Source organism: Roseibium sp., from assembly GCF_965232425.1.
Taxonomy (GTDB): domain Bacteria; phylum Pseudomonadota; class Alphaproteobacteria; order Rhizobiales; family Stappiaceae; genus Roseibium.
Map to the genome: position 1 here is coordinate 5,484,623 of NZ_OZ246971.1, position 19,330 is coordinate 5,503,952.

17 protein-coding genes are annotated in these 19,330 nt (G+C 60.3%); 6 read left to right on the plus strand and 11 right to left on the minus strand.

The genetic code is table 11. The features are described from left to right. Positions 1 to 32: 32 nt before the first annotated feature. The 8 genes from xdhC to ACO08A_RS25125 all read right to left on the minus strand — a co-directional run bounded on the left by xdhC (position 33) and on the right by ACO08A_RS25125 (position 9,152). The gene (gene xdhC / locus ACO08A_RS25090) at positions 33 to 1,043 is read right to left on the minus strand and encodes a xanthine dehydrogenase accessory protein XdhC (RefSeq protein WP_422038586.1); all 1,011 of its coding nucleotides are present in this window, start codon (positions 1,041 to 1,043) and stop codon (positions 33 to 35) included. After that, positions 1,040 to 3,379: a xanthine dehydrogenase molybdopterin binding subunit gene (xdhB, locus tag ACO08A_RS25095; RefSeq protein ID WP_422038587.1), complete on the minus strand. Its 2,340-nt coding sequence runs from the start codon at positions 3,377 to 3,379 to the stop codon at positions 1,040 to 1,042. The genes xdhC and xdhB overlap by 4 nt, the downstream gene beginning before the upstream one ends. Beyond that, positions 3,363 to 4,844, minus strand: coding sequence for a xanthine dehydrogenase small subunit (gene xdhA / locus ACO08A_RS25100; RefSeq protein ID WP_422038589.1), 1,482 nt, complete (start codon positions 4,842 to 4,844; stop codon positions 3,363 to 3,365). Before xdhA ends, xdhB begins: the two co-directional genes overlap by 17 nt. A 3-nt stretch (positions 4,845 to 4,847) precedes the next feature. Next, positions 4,848 to 5,198, minus strand: coding sequence for a hydroxyisourate hydrolase (gene uraH, locus ACO08A_RS25105; RefSeq protein ID WP_422038590.1), 351 nt, complete (start codon positions 5,196 to 5,198; stop codon positions 4,848 to 4,850). A gap of 90 nt (positions 5,199 to 5,288) precedes the next feature. Further along, complete coding sequence (locus ACO08A_RS25110; RefSeq protein ID WP_422038591.1) at positions 5,289 to 6,248, minus strand: LysR family transcriptional regulator; 960 nt, start codon at positions 6,246 to 6,248, stop codon at positions 5,289 to 5,291. A 13-nt stretch (positions 6,249 to 6,261) separates the two neighbouring features. Further along, a complete protein-coding gene (locus tag ACO08A_RS25115; RefSeq protein WP_422038592.1) occupies positions 6,262 to 7,239 on the minus strand; it encodes a quinone oxidoreductase family protein in 978 nt (325 codons plus the stop codon). 92 nt (positions 7,240 to 7,331) lie between these two features. Next, on the minus strand, positions 7,332 to 8,048 hold the full coding sequence (locus tag ACO08A_RS25120) for a CDP-alcohol phosphatidyltransferase family protein (protein WP_421983070.1): 717 nt from the start codon (positions 8,046 to 8,048) through the stop codon (positions 7,332 to 7,334). Between the two features lie 183 nt (positions 8,049 to 8,231). Next, positions 8,232 to 9,152: a DUF2182 domain-containing protein gene (locus ACO08A_RS25125; protein ID WP_422038593.1), complete on the minus strand. Its 921-nt coding sequence runs from the start codon at positions 9,150 to 9,152 to the stop codon at positions 8,232 to 8,234. Between the two features lie 200 nt (positions 9,153 to 9,352). On the opposite strand from ACO08A_RS25125, the gene ACO08A_RS25130 reads away from it, so the two are divergent. After that, positions 9,353 to 10,555 carry a UbiH/UbiF family hydroxylase gene (locus ACO08A_RS25130; RefSeq protein WP_422038594.1) on the plus strand — a complete coding sequence of 401 codons (1,203 nt, stop codon included), beginning with the start codon at positions 9,353 to 9,355 and terminating at the stop codon, positions 10,553 to 10,555. Between the two features lie 36 nt (positions 10,556 to 10,591). Here ACO08A_RS25130 and ACO08A_RS25135 read toward each other — a convergent pair whose 3' ends face one another. Together ACO08A_RS25135 and ACO08A_RS25140 are read right to left on the minus strand one after the other, a co-directional pair. Then, entirely contained in the window at positions 10,592 to 11,008 is a 417-nt protein-coding gene (locus tag ACO08A_RS25135) for a DUF1801 domain-containing protein (RefSeq protein WP_422038595.1), read from the minus strand. 74 nt (positions 11,009 to 11,082) lie between these two features. Then, complete coding sequence (locus ACO08A_RS25140) at positions 11,083 to 12,036, minus strand: AEC family transporter (protein WP_422038596.1); 954 nt, start codon at positions 12,034 to 12,036, stop codon at positions 11,083 to 11,085. Between the two features lie 223 nt (positions 12,037 to 12,259). Here ACO08A_RS25140 and ACO08A_RS25145 point away from each other — a divergent pair, with 223 nt between their 5' ends. The 3 genes from ACO08A_RS25145 (at position 12,260) to hspQ (ending at position 14,783) form a co-directional block, all read left to right on the plus strand. Beyond that, entirely contained in the window at positions 12,260 to 13,225 is a 966-nt protein-coding gene (locus tag ACO08A_RS25145) for a lysophospholipid acyltransferase family protein (RefSeq protein WP_422038597.1), read from the plus strand. A gap of 91 nt (positions 13,226 to 13,316) precedes the next feature. Then, positions 13,317 to 14,357 carry an HpcH/HpaI aldolase/citrate lyase family protein gene (locus ACO08A_RS25150; protein WP_422038598.1) on the plus strand — a complete coding sequence of 347 codons (1,041 nt, stop codon included), beginning with the start codon at positions 13,317 to 13,319 and terminating at the stop codon, positions 14,355 to 14,357. A 102-nt stretch (positions 14,358 to 14,459) separates the two neighbouring features. Beyond that, positions 14,460 to 14,783 carry a heat shock protein HspQ gene (gene hspQ, locus ACO08A_RS25155; protein WP_029065428.1) on the plus strand — a complete coding sequence of 108 codons (324 nt, stop codon included), beginning with the start codon at positions 14,460 to 14,462 and terminating at the stop codon, positions 14,781 to 14,783. Positions 14,784 to 14,857: 74 nt separating this feature from the next. Here hspQ and ACO08A_RS25160 read toward each other — a convergent pair whose 3' ends face one another. Then, complete coding sequence (locus ACO08A_RS25160; protein WP_421983063.1) at positions 14,858 to 15,469, minus strand: invasion associated locus B family protein; 612 nt, start codon at positions 15,467 to 15,469, stop codon at positions 14,858 to 14,860. 266 nt (positions 15,470 to 15,735) lie between these two features. On the opposite strand from ACO08A_RS25160, the gene ACO08A_RS25165 reads away from it, so the two are divergent. Then, the gene (locus ACO08A_RS25165; protein WP_422038599.1) at positions 15,736 to 17,607 is read left to right on the plus strand and encodes an extracellular solute-binding protein; all 1,872 of its coding nucleotides are present in this window, start codon (positions 15,736 to 15,738) and stop codon (positions 17,605 to 17,607) included. Between the two features lie 24 nt (positions 17,608 to 17,631). Continuing rightward, entirely contained in the window at positions 17,632 to 19,263 is a 1,632-nt protein-coding gene (locus ACO08A_RS25170; RefSeq protein WP_422038600.1) for an AMP-binding protein, read from the plus strand. Positions 19,264 to 19,330: the final 67 nt, after the last annotated feature.

Below are 19,330 nucleotides of genomic sequence, written 5' to 3' on the forward strand. Positions count from 1 at the left end.
TCTTCCACGTCTTCCCCCACCTGAATGCCGCCTTATTGACCAAGTGTCATGTTCCGGGCAAGCCCCGATCCGCTCGTTTGCCGGTTCTCGCCCGCTTCGAGCCGCTCAAGAAGGTCCACGGCAATTCCGGCGGCAATTGCAGCCGGATGCTTTGATTTTATTGTTGTTTTTCCGACCGGGCACACCATTCTTGTCAACAGGAGATCGCTCAATCCCCGCTGTTTCAATCTCTTCATGAACCGGGCTTTTTTCGTTTTTGAACCGATAACGCCGCAATATCCGAACCGTTGCAGCAGCAGGGCCCGCGCCATGATGTCCTCGTCGAGGGCATGGGAATGGGTCATTGCCAGAACAAAGGCGCCGGACGGCATGTCATCAAGTGCGGCGGCCGGATTGTCGAGCGCGACTTTCGTCACATGGGCCGGCACGGCGCGCGGGAACTGATCCGCGCGGCTGTCGATCCACGTGATGGAAAACGGCAGCGGCGCAAGCGCCAGCACGAGCGCCTTGCCGACATGCCCTGCACCGAACAGCGCAAGCGGTGTCCTTGTTTCCCCGAAATTTTCCACGACCTCGCAGATGGTTTCATCAGCACTTTCAATCAGTTGGAACGGACGCGCGACGGGGGCATCCAGAATGTGCCGGGTCCCAAGGCGTCCGCCCCGCATTTCTGCGCTGGTGGCAAAAACAGTGCCTTCTTTCTCGCGCTGTGCCAGCAGGCCTGCCGTGCCGGCTGATTTCGCCGTCAGGATCTCGATCGACAGCTTGGCCCGCCCGCCGCAGCATTGGCCAAGATCCGGGCCAAGGGCAACGGACTGAATGTCGAGGCGTGCAGTGTTTTCAGCGGCGAGCCGGGCTGCCATGCGGATGATCTCCAGTTCGAGCGTGCCGCCCCCGATCGTTCCGAAAAAGGATGCATCCGGGCGCACAACCATGCGTGCCCCTGCCTCGCGCGGCGCGGAGCCGTCCACCTGCACGACCGTCACGAGGGCGCAGGACCCGCATGTTTCCAGACTGTCGGCGATGTGTGTCCAGACTTTCATGCGCCTGCCCTTCTGCGGCGCATGTCCTGAACGGCGCGCATGATGGCCTCCGGTGTCGCAGGGGCATCGAGGTTCGGTATCTCGAACGGCGCAAGGCTGGCGATCGCATCGTTGATGGCACAGAAGACCGAATTGGCAAGCATCACGGGCGGTTCGCCGACGGCCTTCGAACGATAGACCGTGTCCTGGGGATTGCCGCGGCTGTCATAGAGCTGAACGTCGAAATGGTCCGGAATGTCGGATGCCGTCGGGATCTTGTAGGTCGACGGTGCATGCGTCCGCAGCCTGCCTTCCTCGTCCCACACGAGTTCTTCCGTTGTCAGCCATCCCATACCCTGTGCGAAACCACCTTCGATCTGCCCGAGGTCGATGGCCGGGTTTAGCGAGTGTCCGACGTCATGGAGGATGTCGACGCGATCCACGATCATCTCGCCGGTCATGGTGTCGATGGTCACTTCCGAGCAGGCGCCACCGAAGGCGAAATAGTAGAAGGGGCGCCCGGACACGGTCTCCCGGTCCCAGGTGATGCCGGGGGTGGCGTAGAAACCGGCATGGGACATCTGTATGCGGCCGGCATGCGCCTGTTTCGCGACCTCCGCGAGCGTGTAGCCCTTGTCGCCCACCAGGACCCTGTTTTCACCGAAGAAAATCACATCCGGTCCGCACTGGTGCATTTCGCAAAGGAACGAGATCAGCCGCGACTTGATCTCCTGTGCCGCGATCCTGGCCGCCATGGCGTTCAGGTCCGTGCCCGAAGACGCGGCTGTCGGACCGGTGTTCGGCACCTTGGAGGTGTTGGTCGCCGTGATCACGACCTTGTCCATCGTCACCCCGAATTCCTCGGCGACCACCTGGGCGACCTTCTGATAGAGGCCCTGCCCCATCTCGGTACCGCCGTGGTTCAGGTGGATTGATCCGTCCGTGTAGAGGTGGACGAGCGCGCCGGCCTGGTTGAGGTGCTTGAGTGTGAAGGAAATACCGAACTTGACCGGCGTCAGGGCGAGCCCCTTTTTGAGCACCGCATTGTTTTCATTGAAGGCGCTGATTTCCTCGCGCCTGATCCAGTATTCGCTTTTCGCTTCCAGTGTCGAGATGAGGTCATGCATGACCTCGAACTCCTCGACCGGCATTCCGTAGGGCGTGATGTTGCGTTCGCCGTCGTAGAAATTCAGCTTGCGGACCGTCAGCGGATCCTTGCCGAGACTGATCGCGATGGCGTCGATCAGCCTCTCGGCGGCGAGCATGCCCTGCGGGCCTCCGAAACCGCGGAATGCGGTGTTGGAGCACGTATCCGTCCTGAGCCTGCGGGACCGGATCGATGCGTCGGGATAAAAGTAGCTGCTATCGGCGTGGAACATGGTGCGGTCGTTCACGCCGAGCGACAGGTCCGCGGAATATCCGCAGCGCGCCAGAAACTCCAGGTCGACGGCTCGGATCAGTCCCGCGTCGTCGTGACCGACTTTCCAGTTGACCTTGAAGTCGTGACGCTTGCCGGTCATGATCATGTCGTCGTCGCGATCGAGGCGGACCTTGCAGGTCTTGCCGGTCCTGGCGGCGGCGAGCGCGGCCAGCGCTGCCCACTGGTTCGCCTGGGATTCCTTGCCGCCGAAGCCCCCGCCCATCCGGCGCACTTCCGCCGTGACCGTTGCGTCCGGAACGCCCAGAACCTTGGCCACCGTGTGCTGGATCTCGGTCGGATGCTGGGTCGACGACAGGATCAGCATGCCGTGGTCTTCCTGAGGCGTGGCCATGGCAACCTGGCCTTCCAGATAGAAATGTTCCTGGCCACCGATGTTCATCGAGCCGGACAGGATGTTTTTGGACGCTTGCAAGCCGGTTTCGGGAGATCCCCTTCTGAATTGGTAGTCCGGCAAGACGGTCGTATCGGCAGCGACAGCGTCCTCCGGGGTCAGGATTGGCGTGATCGGAGCGACGTCGATTTTTCCCTTGAGTGCTGCCTTTCGCGCGATGTCCCGCGTTTCAGCGACGACGGCGAACACCACCTGGCCGAAGAACAGGATTTCGTCCTCGGCAAGAACAGGATCGTCTCCGAAGGCGGAAGAGCAGTCATTCGTTCCCGGGATGTCTTCAGATGTCAGCACCGCAACAACGCCGGGTGTCGATCTGACGTCGGCAAGGTCAATTGAAAGCAGTTTTCCCCTGACGGCGTGGCGCGCCCAGCCGGGAGCGACATGCAGTGTGCCTGACGGTTCGACGGCATCGTCGATATAGGTTGCGGTCCCCGTGACATGTTTTTCGGCGCTGTCATGCGGCAGCGCCTTGCGGACGTTCTTGAGGGTGGGCAACTCCTGTGGGCGGTCAGGCTGCGCGGTCATTGTCAGCCCCCCGCCTCGACGAAATCCGAATGTCTCCCGGTGCCGTCCCGCTGATCTCCATCAGGGCCTTCGCGAGAAGGGCCCTGGCCGTTTCCATGCGGTAGCCTGCGCTTGCGCGCATGTCGGTCAACGGATCGAAATCGGAAAGCAGGGCTTTCATCGCGTCGCCCCATGTCGACGGATCGTCGAGTTCGGCGCCGGACAGTGCTTTTTCGGCGTTCGACGCCCGCATCGGTGTCCCTGCCATGCCGCCATAGGCGATCCTGGAAGCGACGATGAGCCCTTCTTCGACCGTGAACCGGAAAGCGCCCACGACCGAGGAGATATCCTGATCGAATCTCTTGGAAATCTTGTAGCAGCGAAATGCCTGGTTGGCGGAAAGCCGGGGGACGAAGAGGCCGGTGACGAATTCGCCGGGCTTCCGGTCCTGTCTGCCGTACTGCAGAAAAAAGTCTTCGAGCGCAATGGCCCTGGACCCTTCGACCGATTGCAGTTCGAGCGTGCTGCCGAGCGCGATCAAGGCCGGCGGCGTGTCACCGATCGGGGACCCGTTTGCGATGTTGCCGCCGACGGTACCCGACGCGCGCACCTGTTTCGATCCGATCCGTCGCCAGAGTTCCCCAAGGTCTTCCGAGAGACCCGTCACGGCTTTTTCCGTTGCCGTGTAGGTTGCCGTCGATCCGATCAGAACGCCCGAGGGGCTGTCTTCGACACGGTCCAGGCCCTCAATCCGGCCAAGCCAGATCATCTTGGGCAGCTCGCGCAAATGCTTCGTGATCCACAGACCGACATCCGTGCCGCCGGCAATGAGGGTCGCATCCGGGTGCTGGCCGTAGAGCGCGGCCAGACCGTCAAGCGTTGCGGGCGCTGAAAAGAAACTGTCTCCGTTGCCCACGAAAATGTCGCGGCTGTCGGCGAGATACTGCAGCTGCTCCCGGGTTTCGTTGGCGCGCCAGGTGAAGGCGTCGTCGGTTGCCTGGAAGCAGGTTTCCAGGGCCGCGTCGACGATCGGGCGGTAGCCGGTGCACCGGCAGAGGTTTCCGGCCAGCCAGTCAGTCACGGTCTTGCGGGTCTGGGTGACGTTCTCCGCGTGATAGAGGGTAAAGAGCGACATGATGAAACCGGGTGTGCAGAAGCCGCACTGGGATCCGTGCAGATCCACCATGGCGCGCTGGACCGGATGCAGCCGGTCGTCCTGGGCCAGGTCTTCGACCGTCACCAGCTCCGCGCCATCGACCATACCGAGCAGCAAAATGCAGCTGTTCACCGGTTGGTAGACCAGCCTTCCCTTGACGAGACGCCCGAGCGCAACCGTGCAGGCGCCACAGTCGCCCTCGCCGCAACCTTCCTTGGTGCCGGTCTGTCCCTGCCGAAGACGCAGGTAGTCGAGAAGGGTTTCCGTTGGCCCGACATTGTCCAGTTCAACGATTTCACCGCGCCTGAGGAAGCGGATCGTGTCGCGCATTGCCTAGCTCCCCCTGTACGTGGAATAACCGAAGGGCGAGAGCAGCAGCGGTACATGATAGTGGCCATCTGCCTCGGCTATTCCGAAGCGAATGGGAATGACATCGAGAAACAGCGGATCGGGTAGCTTTTGTTCCGTCGTCTTCAGATAATCGCCTGCATGAAACCGGAGCTCATATGTACCTGTCCTGAAATCATCGCCGTCCAGGATCGGGCCATCCACGCGTCCGTCGGCGTTCGTGACATGAGACGAGACGAAGACCGGTGTTTCGCCGTGTAACCACAATTCTATCTTGAGCCCGTTCGCGGGCTTTCCCAAAGCCGTGTCGAGTACGTGTGTCGTCAAGCGACCCATCAACATTCTCCCTCGCGTGACGAAGTGTCACAAAGCCTGACAAAAATGTGCCTTAAAAAACCGCGGAACCAAAGCGCTCATTTGAGACCTTTATGATGCCGTTTCGGCATCAATTGAAGGCAGATTGTCCTTCATGGTCAACACTGCGTGGTCAAAAAACATTCCCGGCGCAAGGGCCAGTGCCCGAAGAGACGAGGTTATCACACACAACCGGTCCGCCTGGAGCGGCGCGTCCGTAAGGGGTCTGAAAACGAGCGATCCCGAAGCCAGATCATCCTCGCAACCGATCATCGTCTGAAATCCGATGACGTCCTCCTCGCGCGCGAGTGCCCGCATCAGGCGCAGCGAGTTGGCTTCCACATAGGTCCTCGAAGCGCCGGGTATCCGGCTTCGGACGAGATCCAGCCGCGTGCGCAGGGACAGGCCCTCCGCCGGCAAGGCCACCGGGTATTTCAAGCAGTCATGAAGCCCAAGCCTGCCCTGCTTCGCCAGCGGATGCATGGGCGACATCAGCGCGCCGATCACGAGCTCATGCTCGAACGCGACCGTCAGCGCCGAGTTTTCGGGCGGGTCGAAGGTGAAACCGACATCTGCCTCGGCGGCCTCGACCTTTGCTGCCGCGTCCTGCGAGGAGGAAACGGAGACGCTGACATGAATGCCGGGATACCGTTTCCGGAAACTGCTGATCAGCGCGGGCAGGAGTTTTTCCGACACGCTTTCGACGCTGGCGATCGAAACGGAGCCGCGCCTGAGGCCTTTCAGGGCATCCAGTTCGGCAACCGTACCCTCGAAATCGGAATATGTCCGGCGAATATGCGCCAGGAGCAGTTCGCCCGCCTGGGACAGCCGGATGCGCCGCCCGACCCGATCGAACAGCTGCATTCCCAGAGCATCTTCCAGCCACAGGATCTGACGGTTGACCGCCGAGGATGCAACATTCAGTTCCCGCGAGGCTGCCCGGATCGAGCCGGCCTCGGCAGCCGCCATGAAGTATCGCATGGCGGGAGAGTAGAGATTGCGGGACAGCTCCTGGGCCCGGCCGCTAAGCATTGCACCCGTGCCCTCAGGGTATGAGAACGGTCGTGCCCGTTGTCTTTCTGCCCTCAAGATCCTGGTGCGCCTGGATCGCGTCAGCCAGCCGGTATTCCTGGTTCACCCCGATCTTGACGATCCCTTTTTGAACGACGTCAAAGAGTTCGGCGGCGGTTTTTTCCAGCGCAGCGCGGGTCGCGATATAGGTGAACAAGGTTGGCCGGGTTGCGAAAAGAGAGCCTTTTTGCGCAAGCAGGGCCAGATTGAAGTCGGTGATCGGTCCGGAAGACTGTCCGAAGCTGGCCCACAGCCCGCGCGGTTTCAGGCAATCCAGAGATCCGGGATAGGTATCCTGTCCGACCGAATCGTAGACGACATCACAACCTTTGCCGCCCGTTATCTCCTTCACCCGTTCCACGAAATCTTCGGTGCGGTAATTGATCATGTGCTGATAGCCATGGGCTTTCGCAAGCTCGATCTTTTCCTGCGACCCCGCGGTGCCGATGACGGTTGCGCCGAGATGGGCAGCCCACTGTCCGGCGATCAGTCCGACGCCGCCTGCGGCTGCATGAAACAACAGGGTCGTATCAGGCCCGACCTGGAAGGTCTGGCGCAACAGATACTGGGCGGTCATGCCCTTGAGCATCATTCCGGCGGCGGTCTTGTCGTCGATCCCGTCCGGCACAAGGACGAGACTGTCTGCTGAGATGATGCGCTCCTGGGCATAGGAACCGATCGGGCCGGCATAGGCGACGCGGTCTCCCGGGCTCAGGTGGGTTACGCCCTCGCCGACCGACTGGACAATGCCTGCCCCCTCGTTGCCCGGCGAGAACGGTGTGCCCGACGGGGCCGGATAGAGCCCGGAGCGAAAATACGTGTCGATGAAGTTCAGGCCGATCGCAGTGTGCCGGATGCGCGCTTCGCCCGGACCGGGCTCGCCGACATCGACATGTTCCCAGCGCATGACGTCTGGACCGCCAGTTTCATGGACACGGACAGCCTGAACCATTTTTCCCTCCGGGAGGCCTTGCGCCTCGCATGTGCGTTCGTAAAACGGCACACTAGCGGCATCGGGACGAGCGGAAAAGGAAAATCTGGTGATTAATCAACACGATCCAGCAGTTGCTGAACCGCGGAGACCGAAAACAGGTAGATGCTCGAAACCGTGAAGATCACGGCCAGACTTCCCTCCAGCGACATGCCGTTGACAATCGCATAGGCCGCCAGTCCCATCCAGCCGAGGGTCACGGGCAGAGTGACGATCCGCCAACGGCGGACGCGGACGGGATGAACGAAGCGGATCGGAGCGAATGTCAGGGCGCAGCACAGGATCACGATGGCGATCGTGAAGGCCTGGGAGGGAGACAGGACCATCAGGCCGAAAACGACCATGTTCCAGCCCGCCGGGAAGCCCTTGAACGATCCGTCCGGCGTTTTCATGCCATTGTCGGCGAAATACAACGCACCGGTGAACACGACCAAGCCGCCGCATATCCAGTTCCACGGCTGGGACAGCATGAAGCTCCACGACAGGGCGAACGCGGGGAGAAAAACATAAGTCGCGTAGTCGATGACGAAGTCGAGCGAGGCGCCCGACCATCTCGGCAGACGTTCGGCAATGTTGTAGCGGCGCGCCAGCGGGCCATCTATGCCGTCAACGAAAAAGGCCAGCCCGAGCCAGGCGAACATCTCGGCCCACTTGCCCTGAGCACCTGCAAGCAGCGCGACCAGGGCGATGGGTGCACCGGACGCTGTCAGCACGTGAATCAGAAACAATGCGGGTTCGGGCGCTGCTTTGCCCGGGGTTACGTCCGTCACGGGATTTCCTCACACTAAATGCAGCACGGCGCCGTTTGTTCTATCAGCGGATGATGGGCACCGGTCTTTGTCCCCGGTCCGTCTCTGCCTGACCGCGCCCGGGGACTAATATTGCAATCGTATGACAGTGTGAACCGAAAAAACAGCCCCAGTCGCAAATGAGTCGGGCTGCTCAAGCCTGGATCAGGTGTAAATCAGCCCGACGAGGAGACCTGCCCACGAGATCAGCCCGGCACCTATCATTTTGGGAAACAGCTTGCTGGGGAACGTCTTTTCGAGCGCCATGATGCCTCCAAGCAGCGCAATCCAGATGATGTTCATCAGGCCGACGGCGAACATCACCGTCATGACCGCCCAGCAACAGCCGAGACAGATCAATCCCTGGGAAAGGCCCTCACCATATCCGGTCACAAGTCCGCGACCGGTCATGCCTTCTGAAAAATTCCAGCGAGGATACCAGCAGCGCTGCAAACACGCGGCCTTTGCCGGCGTGAACTGGTAAAGACCTGCTGCGAACAGGACGGTCGTTGTCAGGGCAAGGCTTGCCGGTGCCATCATATCGGTCATACCGCCGGCAACGGAAAGCCCCCATTGCGCGAGTGTCGCGACAAGGGCGTATCCCAGCCAGACGGTCAGGTACCCGAAAATCGCTGCAACGGACGGCACCAAAGCGCCATCCCGGGATCCGCGTCCGCGTCCGATCCGGGCATGATAGGCCTTGAGCATCGGAATGGCTGTCGGGACCATCATCGCCATCGACATCATCGCCCACATCAGGAAAATCCTGAGCAGGTCGGCACCGGTCATGGCCGCCGACGGCATGCCGAACGTCGCCCCCGCCGGCAGACAGATAACGGCCAGCGCCGCCCGGGCTTCAGCCGACAACCCACTGAAGATGTTGAAGTGATTGAACACGCCCATGCCCGGTCCGACCTGCGTCATGTCCATCGCCGGGACCATGTCCGCGACCATGACAAGCAGATAACTCCAGCCGGACAGGCTCAGCATTGCCACCACCAGCACCACGAGCGGCCAGCCGCGCCGGCCAAACCCGGGATCGGGCCGTTGTTTCAGGTCGTTTTTCTCAGTCGCTGCAGTCGTCATCCGTTCCGTCAATGGCCTGTATCGAAATCCATGGCGCTAGGATAGCGAGAATTTCGACGCAGTCTTTGATCTTGCGCATACGGTGTTCTTCCTGGTGTCCGGGATTTCGGGTCCCGCCCGCCTGCGTGGTTTCGCCCCGTTGATTTTGTGCCGCAAAGCCGCATGTTTGAGGAGCAGAGAGTGAACGACAGGCGAACCAGATGTCAAAACCCGATCAGTCGAATGTGCAGGATGTTGTTGTTGTCGGCGGTGGTCCCTCGGGACGGATCGCGGCAATCGGCCTGGCTCAGCGTGGCTTGTCTGTTGCACTTGTCGCACCGGTTGCCGGTGGCCAGGACGGCCGCACGACCGCCCTCTGGCAGCAATCGATTTCCTTTCTGAAGCGCATCGGCGTGTGGGACGACTTGGCGCAGAGCACGGCTCCCCTTGCCAAGATGCGCATGGTGGACGACACCGGCGGGCTCATCAGGGCACCGGAAGTGGTGTTTGACTCGTCCGATCTCGAACTGGAAGAGTTCGGCTTCAATATCCTCAACGATCGGCTGAACGCCGTGCTGGAGGAAAAATGCAGCACCGAGGCGACGCTGACAGTCTTTCCGGAACAGGCCATTTCCGTTGAGACAGCACCAGGAAACATTCTTGTCGAAACGGCATCCGGATCGCGCATTCGCGCACGGCTTGCCATCGCGGCCGACGGCCGCAAGTCCATGCTCCGCGACGCGGCCGGGATCGACGTGAAAACATGGGCCTATCCGCAGGTGGCGGTCGTTCTCAATATTGAACACAGGTTTCCGCATAACAGCATCTCGACGGAGTTTCACACGCCGACGGGGCCGTTCACGCTTGTTCCGCTTCCCGGCAACATGTCATCGATCGTCTGTGTTGAATCGGAAGACGGTGCCGAACGTCTCTGTGTGATGAAGGCGCCAGAGCTCGAGATGGAACTCGAACGCAGGGCGCATTCAATCCTCGGATCCTTCAAGCTCGCGTCGGACGTGAAGAGCTTCCCGCTGAGCGGAATGAGCGCGAGCCGCCTGGCCGGTGACAGGATCGCCCTGATCGGCGAGGCAGCCCATGTCTTCCCGCCCATCGGGGCCCAAGGGCTGAACCTTTCCCTGCGCGATATCATCGACCTGACATCGGTTGTCGAGGCAGCCTGCCGCCGAAACGTCGATCCGGGCGACCGAAGCATCCTGGAGCACTACGAAACGAAGCGCCGGCGCGATATCACGACAAGGACCAACGCCGTCGACATTCTCAACAGGTCGCTGCTGACCCCGTTTCTACCGGTTCAGGCCGCCCGTGGGCTCGGGATGTACGTCGTCGACAAGGTTGCCCCGCTCAAGAGGTTCCTCATGCGGGAGGGCATGTCCCCGGCATCAGGCTTCCGCCGTCCCGGCTGAGCTAGGGCGACGCTGGCGAAAGCCCGGGTACGGACCCTAGGGGCTCGCCTTGTCGAGGTGATACCGCAAGGCCATTGAGACCATCTGGCAGATTTCCGCCTCGGGAAGCGGCTTGTCCGCGGGGAAATGCACGCATCTGTTTCCGCCGAAGGAGAGATGCGGATAAAGAACGCGCCATTCAGACACCAGCGACGTCTGGCAGTGGACGAAAAGCGCCACGTCCGCGGTGTCCACTCCATCCGCTCCGTCCTTGTCAATGCGAATGGTCGTGCCGGTTTTCGGTCTGACGGTCAGGAAACTCGGCTGCCCCCACTTCAGGGTTTCCTGAAGGTCTCCGACCTTTGCATTCTGCTGCGCCGTTTCCAGTATGAGCCGGCGCAAATGCTGCAAGCGGTCGTGGACACGTGGCGCGTACCGGCCATAAATCTCGTCGGATTGAAGTGCCTTGTTCATATGCCTGAAAGTCGCCCTGGGGCTGAGAAGCCATGCATCATGGAAAGAGAGTTTGTTCTTTCAGCGCCCGCGGGTCAACCGACAGGCAGAAACCCGGTTGTAAGAGCCCAGATGAAGGCCGTTACCGTGATGATGGAAACCGCCGTGCCGACCAGAACAAAACTCGACGCGCGCTGAACATAGGTTCCGTATTGCTGCGCAATCACGAACACATTCGTTGCCGGTGGCAGGCAGGACATCAGAACGGCAGTTGCGATCCAGGTCGGATCGAACCCGCCAAGCCATGTGAGCAGCAGGAAGACGAGGACCGGATGCAGCAGAAGCTTCACTGCGAGGACGAGCGGAAGCTCGACGGGAACCCTGCCCATCGGTCTGAGGGCAATGCTGACGCCCATGGCAAACAGGGCGCAGGGAGCCGCCGCGTTGCTGAGGTAGAGCAAGAGCGTGTTGACCGCCTGCGGCGGACGCAGTTCGAATGCGGCGGCCGTCACCCCGGCGATGGTTGCGAGAATGAACGGGTGCGTGAAGATCTTGATGGCAATCTGCTTGAGTGTTCCGACAATCGACTCGTTCTCGGTCCCCGCCAGTGCCATCAAAAGGGGCGCCAGGGTGAACATCAGGGCATTGTCGAAGGTCAGGATCAGTGCCGTCGGAACGGTGGCCTGCTCTCCCAGGACGGCCAGCGTCAGTCCGGGTCCCATGTAGCCAATATTGGAATAGGCCCCGGCGATGCCCAGGATCGTGGATTCCCCGATACTGCCGCGCGTCACGACGACGCCGATGCAGAACGAGACGGCGAAGACGATGTAGGTGGTGAAAGTCGTCGCCGCGATATAGGACACGTTTGCCAGCTGCTCGAACGGCGTTTCGGACAACAGCCGATAAAACAGAGCCGGAAGCGCCAGATAGATCACGAAGAAATTCATCCAGGCGAGCCCGGACTCGGGCAAACGCCTGATTTTCCCGGCGCCGAAACCCAGAATGATCAAGCCGAAAAAAGGCAGCGCCAGACTTATGACTTCCAGCATTCACTTCCTGTATTCTGACGGGACGACAAGCACGGATCGTTCATCGAAAGAAACTTGCATCTCTCATTGAGCTTGGATATGGACGCTTCACCTGCGGAGTGCGTCGTGTCCCGCATACCAATCAGGTCTGGGCGGGTACCGCAAGGTCTCAATGCCGCCAAAACGACCTGAACAGGCCCCGTGTGCGGACCGGGCAAGACAAAGCGAAAGTGACCGCCCCGAAATGTCGCGAAAACTGAGACAGAGGAAACACCCGAAACGGTTCGCACTGCAGAACCGGCTGGAAGGCATTGTGCTGAATGTGGCGGTGTTCCTGTTCCGGCTCATTCCGGTCGACGCGGCGTCCTACCTGATGGGCAAGAGCTGGCGCCTTTTTGCTCCGTTCAATGCCCGCCACAAGCGCGCGCTTGAGCATCTGGAGCATGCGTTTCCCTCCATGAGCGAGCGCGAGCGCGATCAAACGGTTCGCGGAATGTGGGAGAATCTCGGCCGTGTAGCCGCCGAAACCTTTCATATCGACCGGCTCCTGCAGCAGGATCACCGGTTCGAGGCGACAGGGGACGAGACGACCAACGCCATGCTCGACGGGAAACAGGCCTGCATTCTCGTTTCATTTCACAGCGGCAACTGGGAACTGTGCGTGCAACCGGTCGTGAGGCGCGGCGTCGAGATCACCGGCGTATATCAGGCCCTTCGAAACCCGGAGGCCGACAAGGTTGTCCGGACCCTGCGCAAGGATCTTTATCGCGGCGGGCTCTTGTCCAAGGGACCGGAGGCGGCCCGCAAGATCCTGGCAACGCTGAAAAGCGGCGGCGTCCTGGCGATGATGGGAGACCTAAGGGAAGCACGCGGTGTTCAAGTCCCGTTTTTCGGCCGCATGGCCTACGCCAACACCGTGCCGGCCTCCCTTGCGAGATCCAGCAATGTGCCGATCGTACTCGGACGCGTCGTTCGCAAGAAAGGCGTTCACTTCCGAGTCGAGGGACAGGCGATCACGGTTCCGCACACGGACGACCGGCAAGCGGATATTCAGGCCGCGACTGCCCGGATGCATGAGATCTTCGAGGGATGGATCAAGGAACATCCCGAGCAGTGGATGTGGATCCACAAGAAATGGGCGCCGCCCGGCAAGAGCCTCCTTCAAAGGCAAGAGACACGGGCTGCGGCGGTGAAGTCCTTCCATGGCTGATCGGACCCGCCTTCTTCACCCTTCGGGTAATGGTTGCAGCGCAGCATAGGCGCTATAGCTAGGTGATGGACAGCAGGAGGAAGCCAGTTTCATGAAAGCGCCCAGTGCATATTACAAGCCACTCGCCATAGGCGCCCCTGCCCCGTTCCGCGAAATTCCTGTCCGGCTGGAGCGGATGATCCATTTCGTTCCGCCGCATATCGAGAAGATGCGCGCCAAGGTCCCGGACCTCATCAGCAAGGTCGACGTCGTGCTGGGCAACCTGGAAGACGCGATCCCCGCGGATGCCAAGTCGGACGCCCGGTCCGGCTTCATCCAGATGGCGCGTGACAATGATTTCGGCTCGACTGGCCTATGGAGCCGTGTGAACTGCCTCAACAGTCCCTGGTTCCTGGACGACGTGATGCAGATCGTCCAGTCCGTGGGCGACAAGCTCGATGTCATCATGCTGCCCAAGGTCGAGGGGGCATGGGACATCCACTATCTCGACCAGTTGCTTGCACAGCTGGAAGCGAAAGCCGGCCTGTCCAGGCCGATCCTGATCCACGCGATCCTGGAAACCGCAGAAGGCGTGAAGAACGTCGAGCAGATCGCGTCGGCCAGCCCGCGCATGCACGGCATGAGCCTGGGCCCCGCGGATCTGGCTGCCTCGCGGGGCATGAAGACCACGCGTGTCGGCGGCGGGCATCCGGACTATGCGGTTCTTTCGGACGAGACCGGCGCGGGCACCCGCGCGACGTTCCAGCAGGACCTCTGGCACTATACTGTCGCCAAGATGGTCGATGCCTGTCTTTCGAACGGATTGAAGCCCTTTTACGGACCGTTCGGAGACTTTTCCGACCCGCAGGCCTGTGAAAGCCAGTTCCGTAACGCATTTTTGATGGGCTGTCTCGGCGCGTGGTCGCTCCATCCGACCCAGATCGAAATTGCCAAACGGGTGTTCTCGCCCGATCCGCAGGAAGTCGCCTTCGCGCGCAAAATACTTGAGGCCATGCCTGACGGTACCGGCGCGGTCATGATTGATGGTAAGATGCAGGATGATGCGACGTGGAAACAGGCAAAGGTCATTGTCGATCTTGCCAGGCTCGTCGCCAGCAAAGACTCCGGCCTTGCTGAGGTGTATGGTTTTTAGGAAATCGCAAGGCCTGTTGTGTAGACTTTAATATTACAATGCTTGCAAGCCGGCGGTCGACACGCTATCCCGGCAAAGCATGCAGCAGGCGGACGAGTAACCATGCGAACGGCAAAATTTAGAATAGGTCAGGTCGTCCGGCACCGGATTTACCCTTTCAGGGGCGTGATTTTCGATGTCGATCCGACATTCAGCAACACCGAAGAATGGTGGAATGCCATTCCCGAGGACGTGCGGCCGGTTCGCGACCAACCCTTTTATCACCTGCTGGCGGAAAACGAGGAGACGGAATACGTCGCCTATGTCAGCGAGCAGAACCTGGAACCGGACATGACCGGGGAACCGGTCCGGCATCCGCAGGTGGAAGAAATTTTCGAAGAACAGACAGACGGTTCGTATCTGCCGCGCAGCGTCGAGATCCACTGACGCGCAGCAGGTCCCGAATACTAAAAAGGCCGGAACTTGCGTTCCGGCCTTTTTTGTTTGCAGAGCCTGCCGAGTTACTGAGAGGCCTTCTGGGCGTCGATCAGTTTCTGGCGGGCATCGTCGGCTTTCTTCTGCAGTTCGCTCTGCAGTTCTTCCTGACGCTTCTGCAGTTCGGCAAGATCCATCGGCTCACCGTCGTAGACTTTGGTGAAGCCGATCAAGGTCATCTTGAAGACGATTTCCTTGGCCTGCTGGTTATACGGCGAAACGCGCATCTCGCCGCCCTGCTTCATGGCGTTGATGAATGTGTCGTCAATCGCCAGCTCGGCGTAGCAGGCGTTCGGCGCGCAGATGCTGTATTTGGCCTGAACCGGCTTGCTGTCGTCGATCTGGATGCGCAGGCCCGGCTGGATGAGCACTCCGGTTGGAACAGCCACCAGAAGCTTTTTCCGTGCCTCGCCCTCGGTTTCCTGGATTGCGATGTTGCTCAGGAACTGACCCGTGTTCGTGCGCAACTCAATCGAAATGAAGCAGATTTCCTTCTGCGTCTGCGGATTGGTGTTGCATGCCTTCGTCCAAGGGCTCTTGTCTTCCTGAGCGATTGCAGGAGCAGCTGCAAAAGAAGACACCGCCACGAATGCAGCCGCAGCGCATCCGAACAATCCTCTTTTCAAAACACTCGTCATTGAAACGTCCTCAATCGTGCTTATGCGAATTCTTTGCGTTGTTCTGAGGCATTCCGGAAGCATCCGCAAGGCCCGTTCGAACAATTGATCCGTGAATTGCATGGTAAGGCACCCAATTAGGGCAAGAGGGTGGCCGATTTGCAACGCAAGGCTCCAGTTCGATTCAAATCTGTATATCTGTGTCTTTGTGGCTGGTGCGTGGCGCGCTCAAGGCAAGCTTATGCTAGGCTCCGGGGTGAGAATCAAAGGGATCTCCGGTGATGGTTATGCGTATTCTTGACGTCGTCTGGACCGTAAAACGCGTTTTGCGCAAGTCAAAGGGCGCCTTTGCCCTGTCTCTGGCGGCAGTGTTCCTGTTTGCCAACCAGGTTTCGGCTTCCGACGAGGACGTGCCGTGGACGCACGCTATTTCGATGCACGGGTCGCCTGCCCTGGCTCCCGGCGAACCCTTTCCCTATGCCAATCCGGATGCACCGAAGGGCGGGACAATCAGTCTCGGCGTGCAAGGCACGTTCGACAGTCTGAACTCGTTCATCGTTCAGGGTGGATGGACATCGGCACGCGGCATGAGGGAGCGGCAGTTCGGCAACAATATCCTTGAAAGCCTCATGGTGCGGTCCTATGCCGAGCCGTTTTCCCTCTACGGGCTGATCGCGCAACGGGTGCGCATGCCCGAAAGCCGGGAATGGATCGAATTCGAACTCAATCCGGAAGCGAAGTTTTCCGACGGATCCCCGGTCACGGTGGAAGATATCGTCTTTTCCCTCGACATCATCCGGGACAAGGGACGGCCGCCCTACAGGAACTGGTACGGCGCGATTGTCGACAAGGTGATCACGCCGCCGAACCGCATCAAGCTGGTGTTCGAAAACGGCGAAAACCGGGAACTTCCGTTGCTGATTTCGCTTGCGCCAATCTTCTCCAAGAAAAACACGGATGCGGAGAATTTCGACAAGTCGTCGCTGACGCCGCCGGTAGGCTCCGGCCCCTACACATTCAAGACGATCCAGCCCGGAAGGCTCGTCGTTTACGAGAAGAACCCGGACTACTGGGCCAAGGATCTTGCCGTAAAAGCCGGCTTCGACAATTTCGACGAAATACGGATCGAATATTTCAGGGATGAAACCTCCCTGCAGGAGGCGTTCAAGAAGGGACTCGTGAATGCTCTGCAGTTCCGCGACCCGGCGCGTTGGGCCAAGGGCTTCGATTTCCCCGCCGCCAAAGACGGCGACGTGGTGCAGATGTCCATTCCCAGAGGTGTTCCGGCTCCGATGCAGGGCATCGCATTCAACACCCGGCGCGCCCAGTTCGCGGATGTCGGCGTCCGCAAGGCCCTGCGGATGCTGTTCGACTTCAACTGGGTGAACCGCAATCTCTACTACGACCTGTTCACCCGCACAGCCGGGTATTGGGACAATTCCGAACTCTCCTCGATCGGACGCCCCGCCAGTGCGCGTGAACGCGAATTGCTGGCGCCCTATCCGGATGCCGTCGATGTCGACGTCATGGAAGGCAGCTGGAGACCGGCGGATGCGGATGGTTCCGGGCGGGACCGCAAGGTTTTGCGGGCCGCCCTGTCGGAGCTGAACAATGCCGGTTATGCGCTCAAGGAAAGGAAACTCGTCAACGAGACGACCGGGGAACAGTTGGCGTTCGAGATCCTGGCAAAGAACGAAGACGAAGAAAAACTCGCCCTCGCCTATATCAGGACCGTCGAGCTGCTTGGAATTGCCGCGAGCGTGCGCAGTGTCGACGCTTCCCAGTTCGAGGAACGCCGCACGAAGCGGGATTTCGATATGGTGTTCAACACCTGGTACGCGTCGCTTTCCCCCGGAGCGGAGCAATACGGGCGCTGGGGCTCAAAGGCGGCGGATACAGAGGGTTCATTCAATTTCGTGGGGGCCAAGGAACCCGCCATCGACGCGCTGATCGATGAGATCGTGGGTGCCCGCAGCCGTGAAGAGTTTGTCGATGCGGTCCGGGCGTTCGACCGGGTTCTGATCTCGGGCGCTTACGCGGTCCCGCTCTATCACGTTTCCGATGACTGGGTGGCGCACTGGACGAAGGTGTCACCGCCGGAACAACACTCTCTCTACGGCCACGAGTTCGACACGTGGTGGACTTCGGCAACGCAATAATCGGACCAACGGACGAAGGAAAACATGAAAGTCACGAAAGAACACCTTGCCAAGGAGTACCATGAAAGCGGAGCCTGGTCCGATTTGCCGCTTGATGAACTCTTTCGCAGAACGGCGGCAGAGCATCCCGATCGGCTTGCCCTGGTTGACGCGCCGGACCGGGCGACCTGGACGGGCGGCGATCCGCGTAGTCTGACCTATGCCGAGGCGGATCGTGAAATCGACAGGCTTGCCGCGTTCTACAACACGGTCGGCCTGTCTTCAGACCATGTCATCGGGATCCAGGCGCCGAACACCGTCGATACGGTCATTGCCTTTCTTGCGGCGTTGCGGGCGGATCTCATCGTTTCGCCCCTGCCCCTCCACTGGCGGCAGAAGAACGTGCTCGAGGCCTTGAATTCCATCGGCGCGAAAGGCTTCATTGCCGCAGACCGGATTGAAACGCGGGACGTGGGCACAGCGGCGCGCGACGTTGCGGGCGATCTGTTTGCGCTGCGGTTCGTGTTCGGGCTTGGCAAGGATGTGCCGGACGGGCTGATAGAACTCGCGCCTATGCTGGCGGAGATGGGTGACGGGCTCACCTTCGAGCCTCAGGAGCGCCCTGATCCGGCCGATCATACGGCAACGATCTGCTGGAGCCGGAGCGGCGAGGAAAACGTGCCCGTGAGCCGTTGCCACAACCACTGGATTTCGGCTGCGCAGATGGTGATCAGCGAGGCCGAACTCCAGGATGGCAGCACGATCCTGGTTCCCTATTCGTTGAGCGGCCTGACCGGGCTGGGCGGTGGACTTGTTCCCTTTCTGGCGACGGGCAGCACGCTGCATCTTCATCATCCGACATCGCTCGCCAACCTGGCGACACATGCCAATGATGTTGGCGCCGATGTCGTGATGACACCCGGCCCGCTGGCGCAGACGCTCGACCGAAAGCTCACCAACCCGGATACAACGATCCTGGCAGCCTGGAACATTTCCTCGCCGCACCCGAACACATTCGTTGCAAAGCGTCCCCTCGTCGATGTTCATGTCGCCGACGAGTTTGCGCTTGTTGCCAAGGCCAGGGGGCCGTCTGCCAAGGTCAAGGCAACCGCCTTGGGAAAGCATGACGGGCCGAATGGGTGTGAAAGCGGGCCAGCCCTACTAGAAGTCGCGGTGACGGAGGAGATCGAGGCACGCCTGCCAACGCTTCTCGTCAAGGGTCCCATGGTCCCGGAGATAGGCTGGCGCACAGTCAACGGCGACCAGAGACGGGTCCGCTGGGAAGGCACAGGCTTCCTCAACACGAACATCAAGGTCGAACTCGTGGAGGACGGCATTTCCGGTTTCGGTATTCCTGGCGCCTATGCACTGGGAACCGGCAATCTCGAGACAATCGACGTCATCTACTCAAGCTATCCGGGAACGCGAGAGGCGGCTGCCTTCATCGTGGAAGATCCTGTTCTGGGATCGAGACTCTACGCGGCAATCGTGCCCGACACCGCAACCGTACCGGATGCGGCCTCGTTTTTTGCGTATCTCGATGCCGAAGGGGTCGATCTCGCCAAGATACCGCATCGGGTCCTGATCCTTCAGTCGCTGCCGCGCAACCCGGACGGCACGATTTTCCGGGAAAAACTCACGATGCGGACGCAGCGATTGCCGGCCGCGGTAGCCTGAACGTGTGATAGTGCGCGACGCAACCTCCCGGACATCTGCAGGTTGATCGAATCCGTGTAGTAAGGGC

What these genes read in the sequence shown, in the direction of transcription:
- xdhC (WP_422038586.1), bottom strand. Translation starts at nt 1,043, where the DNA reads ATGAAAGTCTGGACACACATCGCCGACAGTCTGGAAACATGCGGGTCC.
- xdhB (WP_422038587.1), bottom strand. Translation starts at nt 3,379, where the DNA reads ATGACCGCGCAGCCTGACCGCCCACAGGAGTTGCCCACCCTCAAGAAC.
- xdhA (WP_422038589.1), bottom strand. Translation starts at nt 4,844, where the DNA reads ATGCGCGACACGATCCGCTTCCTCAGGCGCGGTGAAATCGTTGAACTG.
- uraH (WP_422038590.1), bottom strand. Translation starts at nt 5,198, where the DNA reads ATGGGTCGCTTGACGACACACGTACTCGACACGGCTTTGGGAAAGCCC.
- ACO08A_RS25110 (WP_422038591.1), bottom strand. Translation starts at nt 6,248, where the DNA reads ATGCTTAGCGGCCGGGCCCAGGAGCTGTCCCGCAATCTCTACTCTCCC.
- ACO08A_RS25115 (WP_422038592.1), bottom strand. Translation starts at nt 7,239, where the DNA reads ATGGTTCAGGCTGTCCGTGTCCATGAAACTGGCGGTCCAGACGTCATG.
- ACO08A_RS25125 (WP_422038593.1), bottom strand. Translation starts at nt 9,152, where the DNA reads ATGACGACTGCAGCGACTGAGAAAAACGACCTGAAACAACGGCCCGAT.
- ACO08A_RS25130 (WP_422038594.1), top strand. Translation starts at nt 9,353, where the DNA reads ATGTCAAAACCCGATCAGTCGAATGTGCAGGATGTTGTTGTTGTCGGC.
- ACO08A_RS25135 (WP_422038595.1), bottom strand. Translation starts at nt 11,008, where the DNA reads ATGAACAAGGCACTTCAATCCGACGAGATTTATGGCCGGTACGCGCCA.
- ACO08A_RS25140 (WP_422038596.1), bottom strand. Translation starts at nt 12,036, where the DNA reads ATGCTGGAAGTCATAAGTCTGGCGCTGCCTTTTTTCGGCTTGATCATT.
- ACO08A_RS25145 (WP_422038597.1), top strand. Translation starts at nt 12,260, where the DNA reads ATGTCGCGAAAACTGAGACAGAGGAAACACCCGAAACGGTTCGCACTG.
- ACO08A_RS25150 (WP_422038598.1), top strand. Translation starts at nt 13,317, where the DNA reads ATGAAAGCGCCCAGTGCATATTACAAGCCACTCGCCATAGGCGCCCCT.
- hspQ (WP_029065428.1), top strand. Translation starts at nt 14,460, where the DNA reads ATGCGAACGGCAAAATTTAGAATAGGTCAGGTCGTCCGGCACCGGATT.
- ACO08A_RS25160 (WP_421983063.1), bottom strand. Translation starts at nt 15,469, where the DNA reads ATGACGAGTGTTTTGAAAAGAGGATTGTTCGGATGCGCTGCGGCTGCA.
- ACO08A_RS25165 (WP_422038599.1), top strand. Translation starts at nt 15,736, where the DNA reads ATGCGTATTCTTGACGTCGTCTGGACCGTAAAACGCGTTTTGCGCAAG.
- ACO08A_RS25170 (WP_422038600.1), top strand. Translation starts at nt 17,632, where the DNA reads ATGAAAGTCACGAAAGAACACCTTGCCAAGGAGTACCATGAAAGCGGA.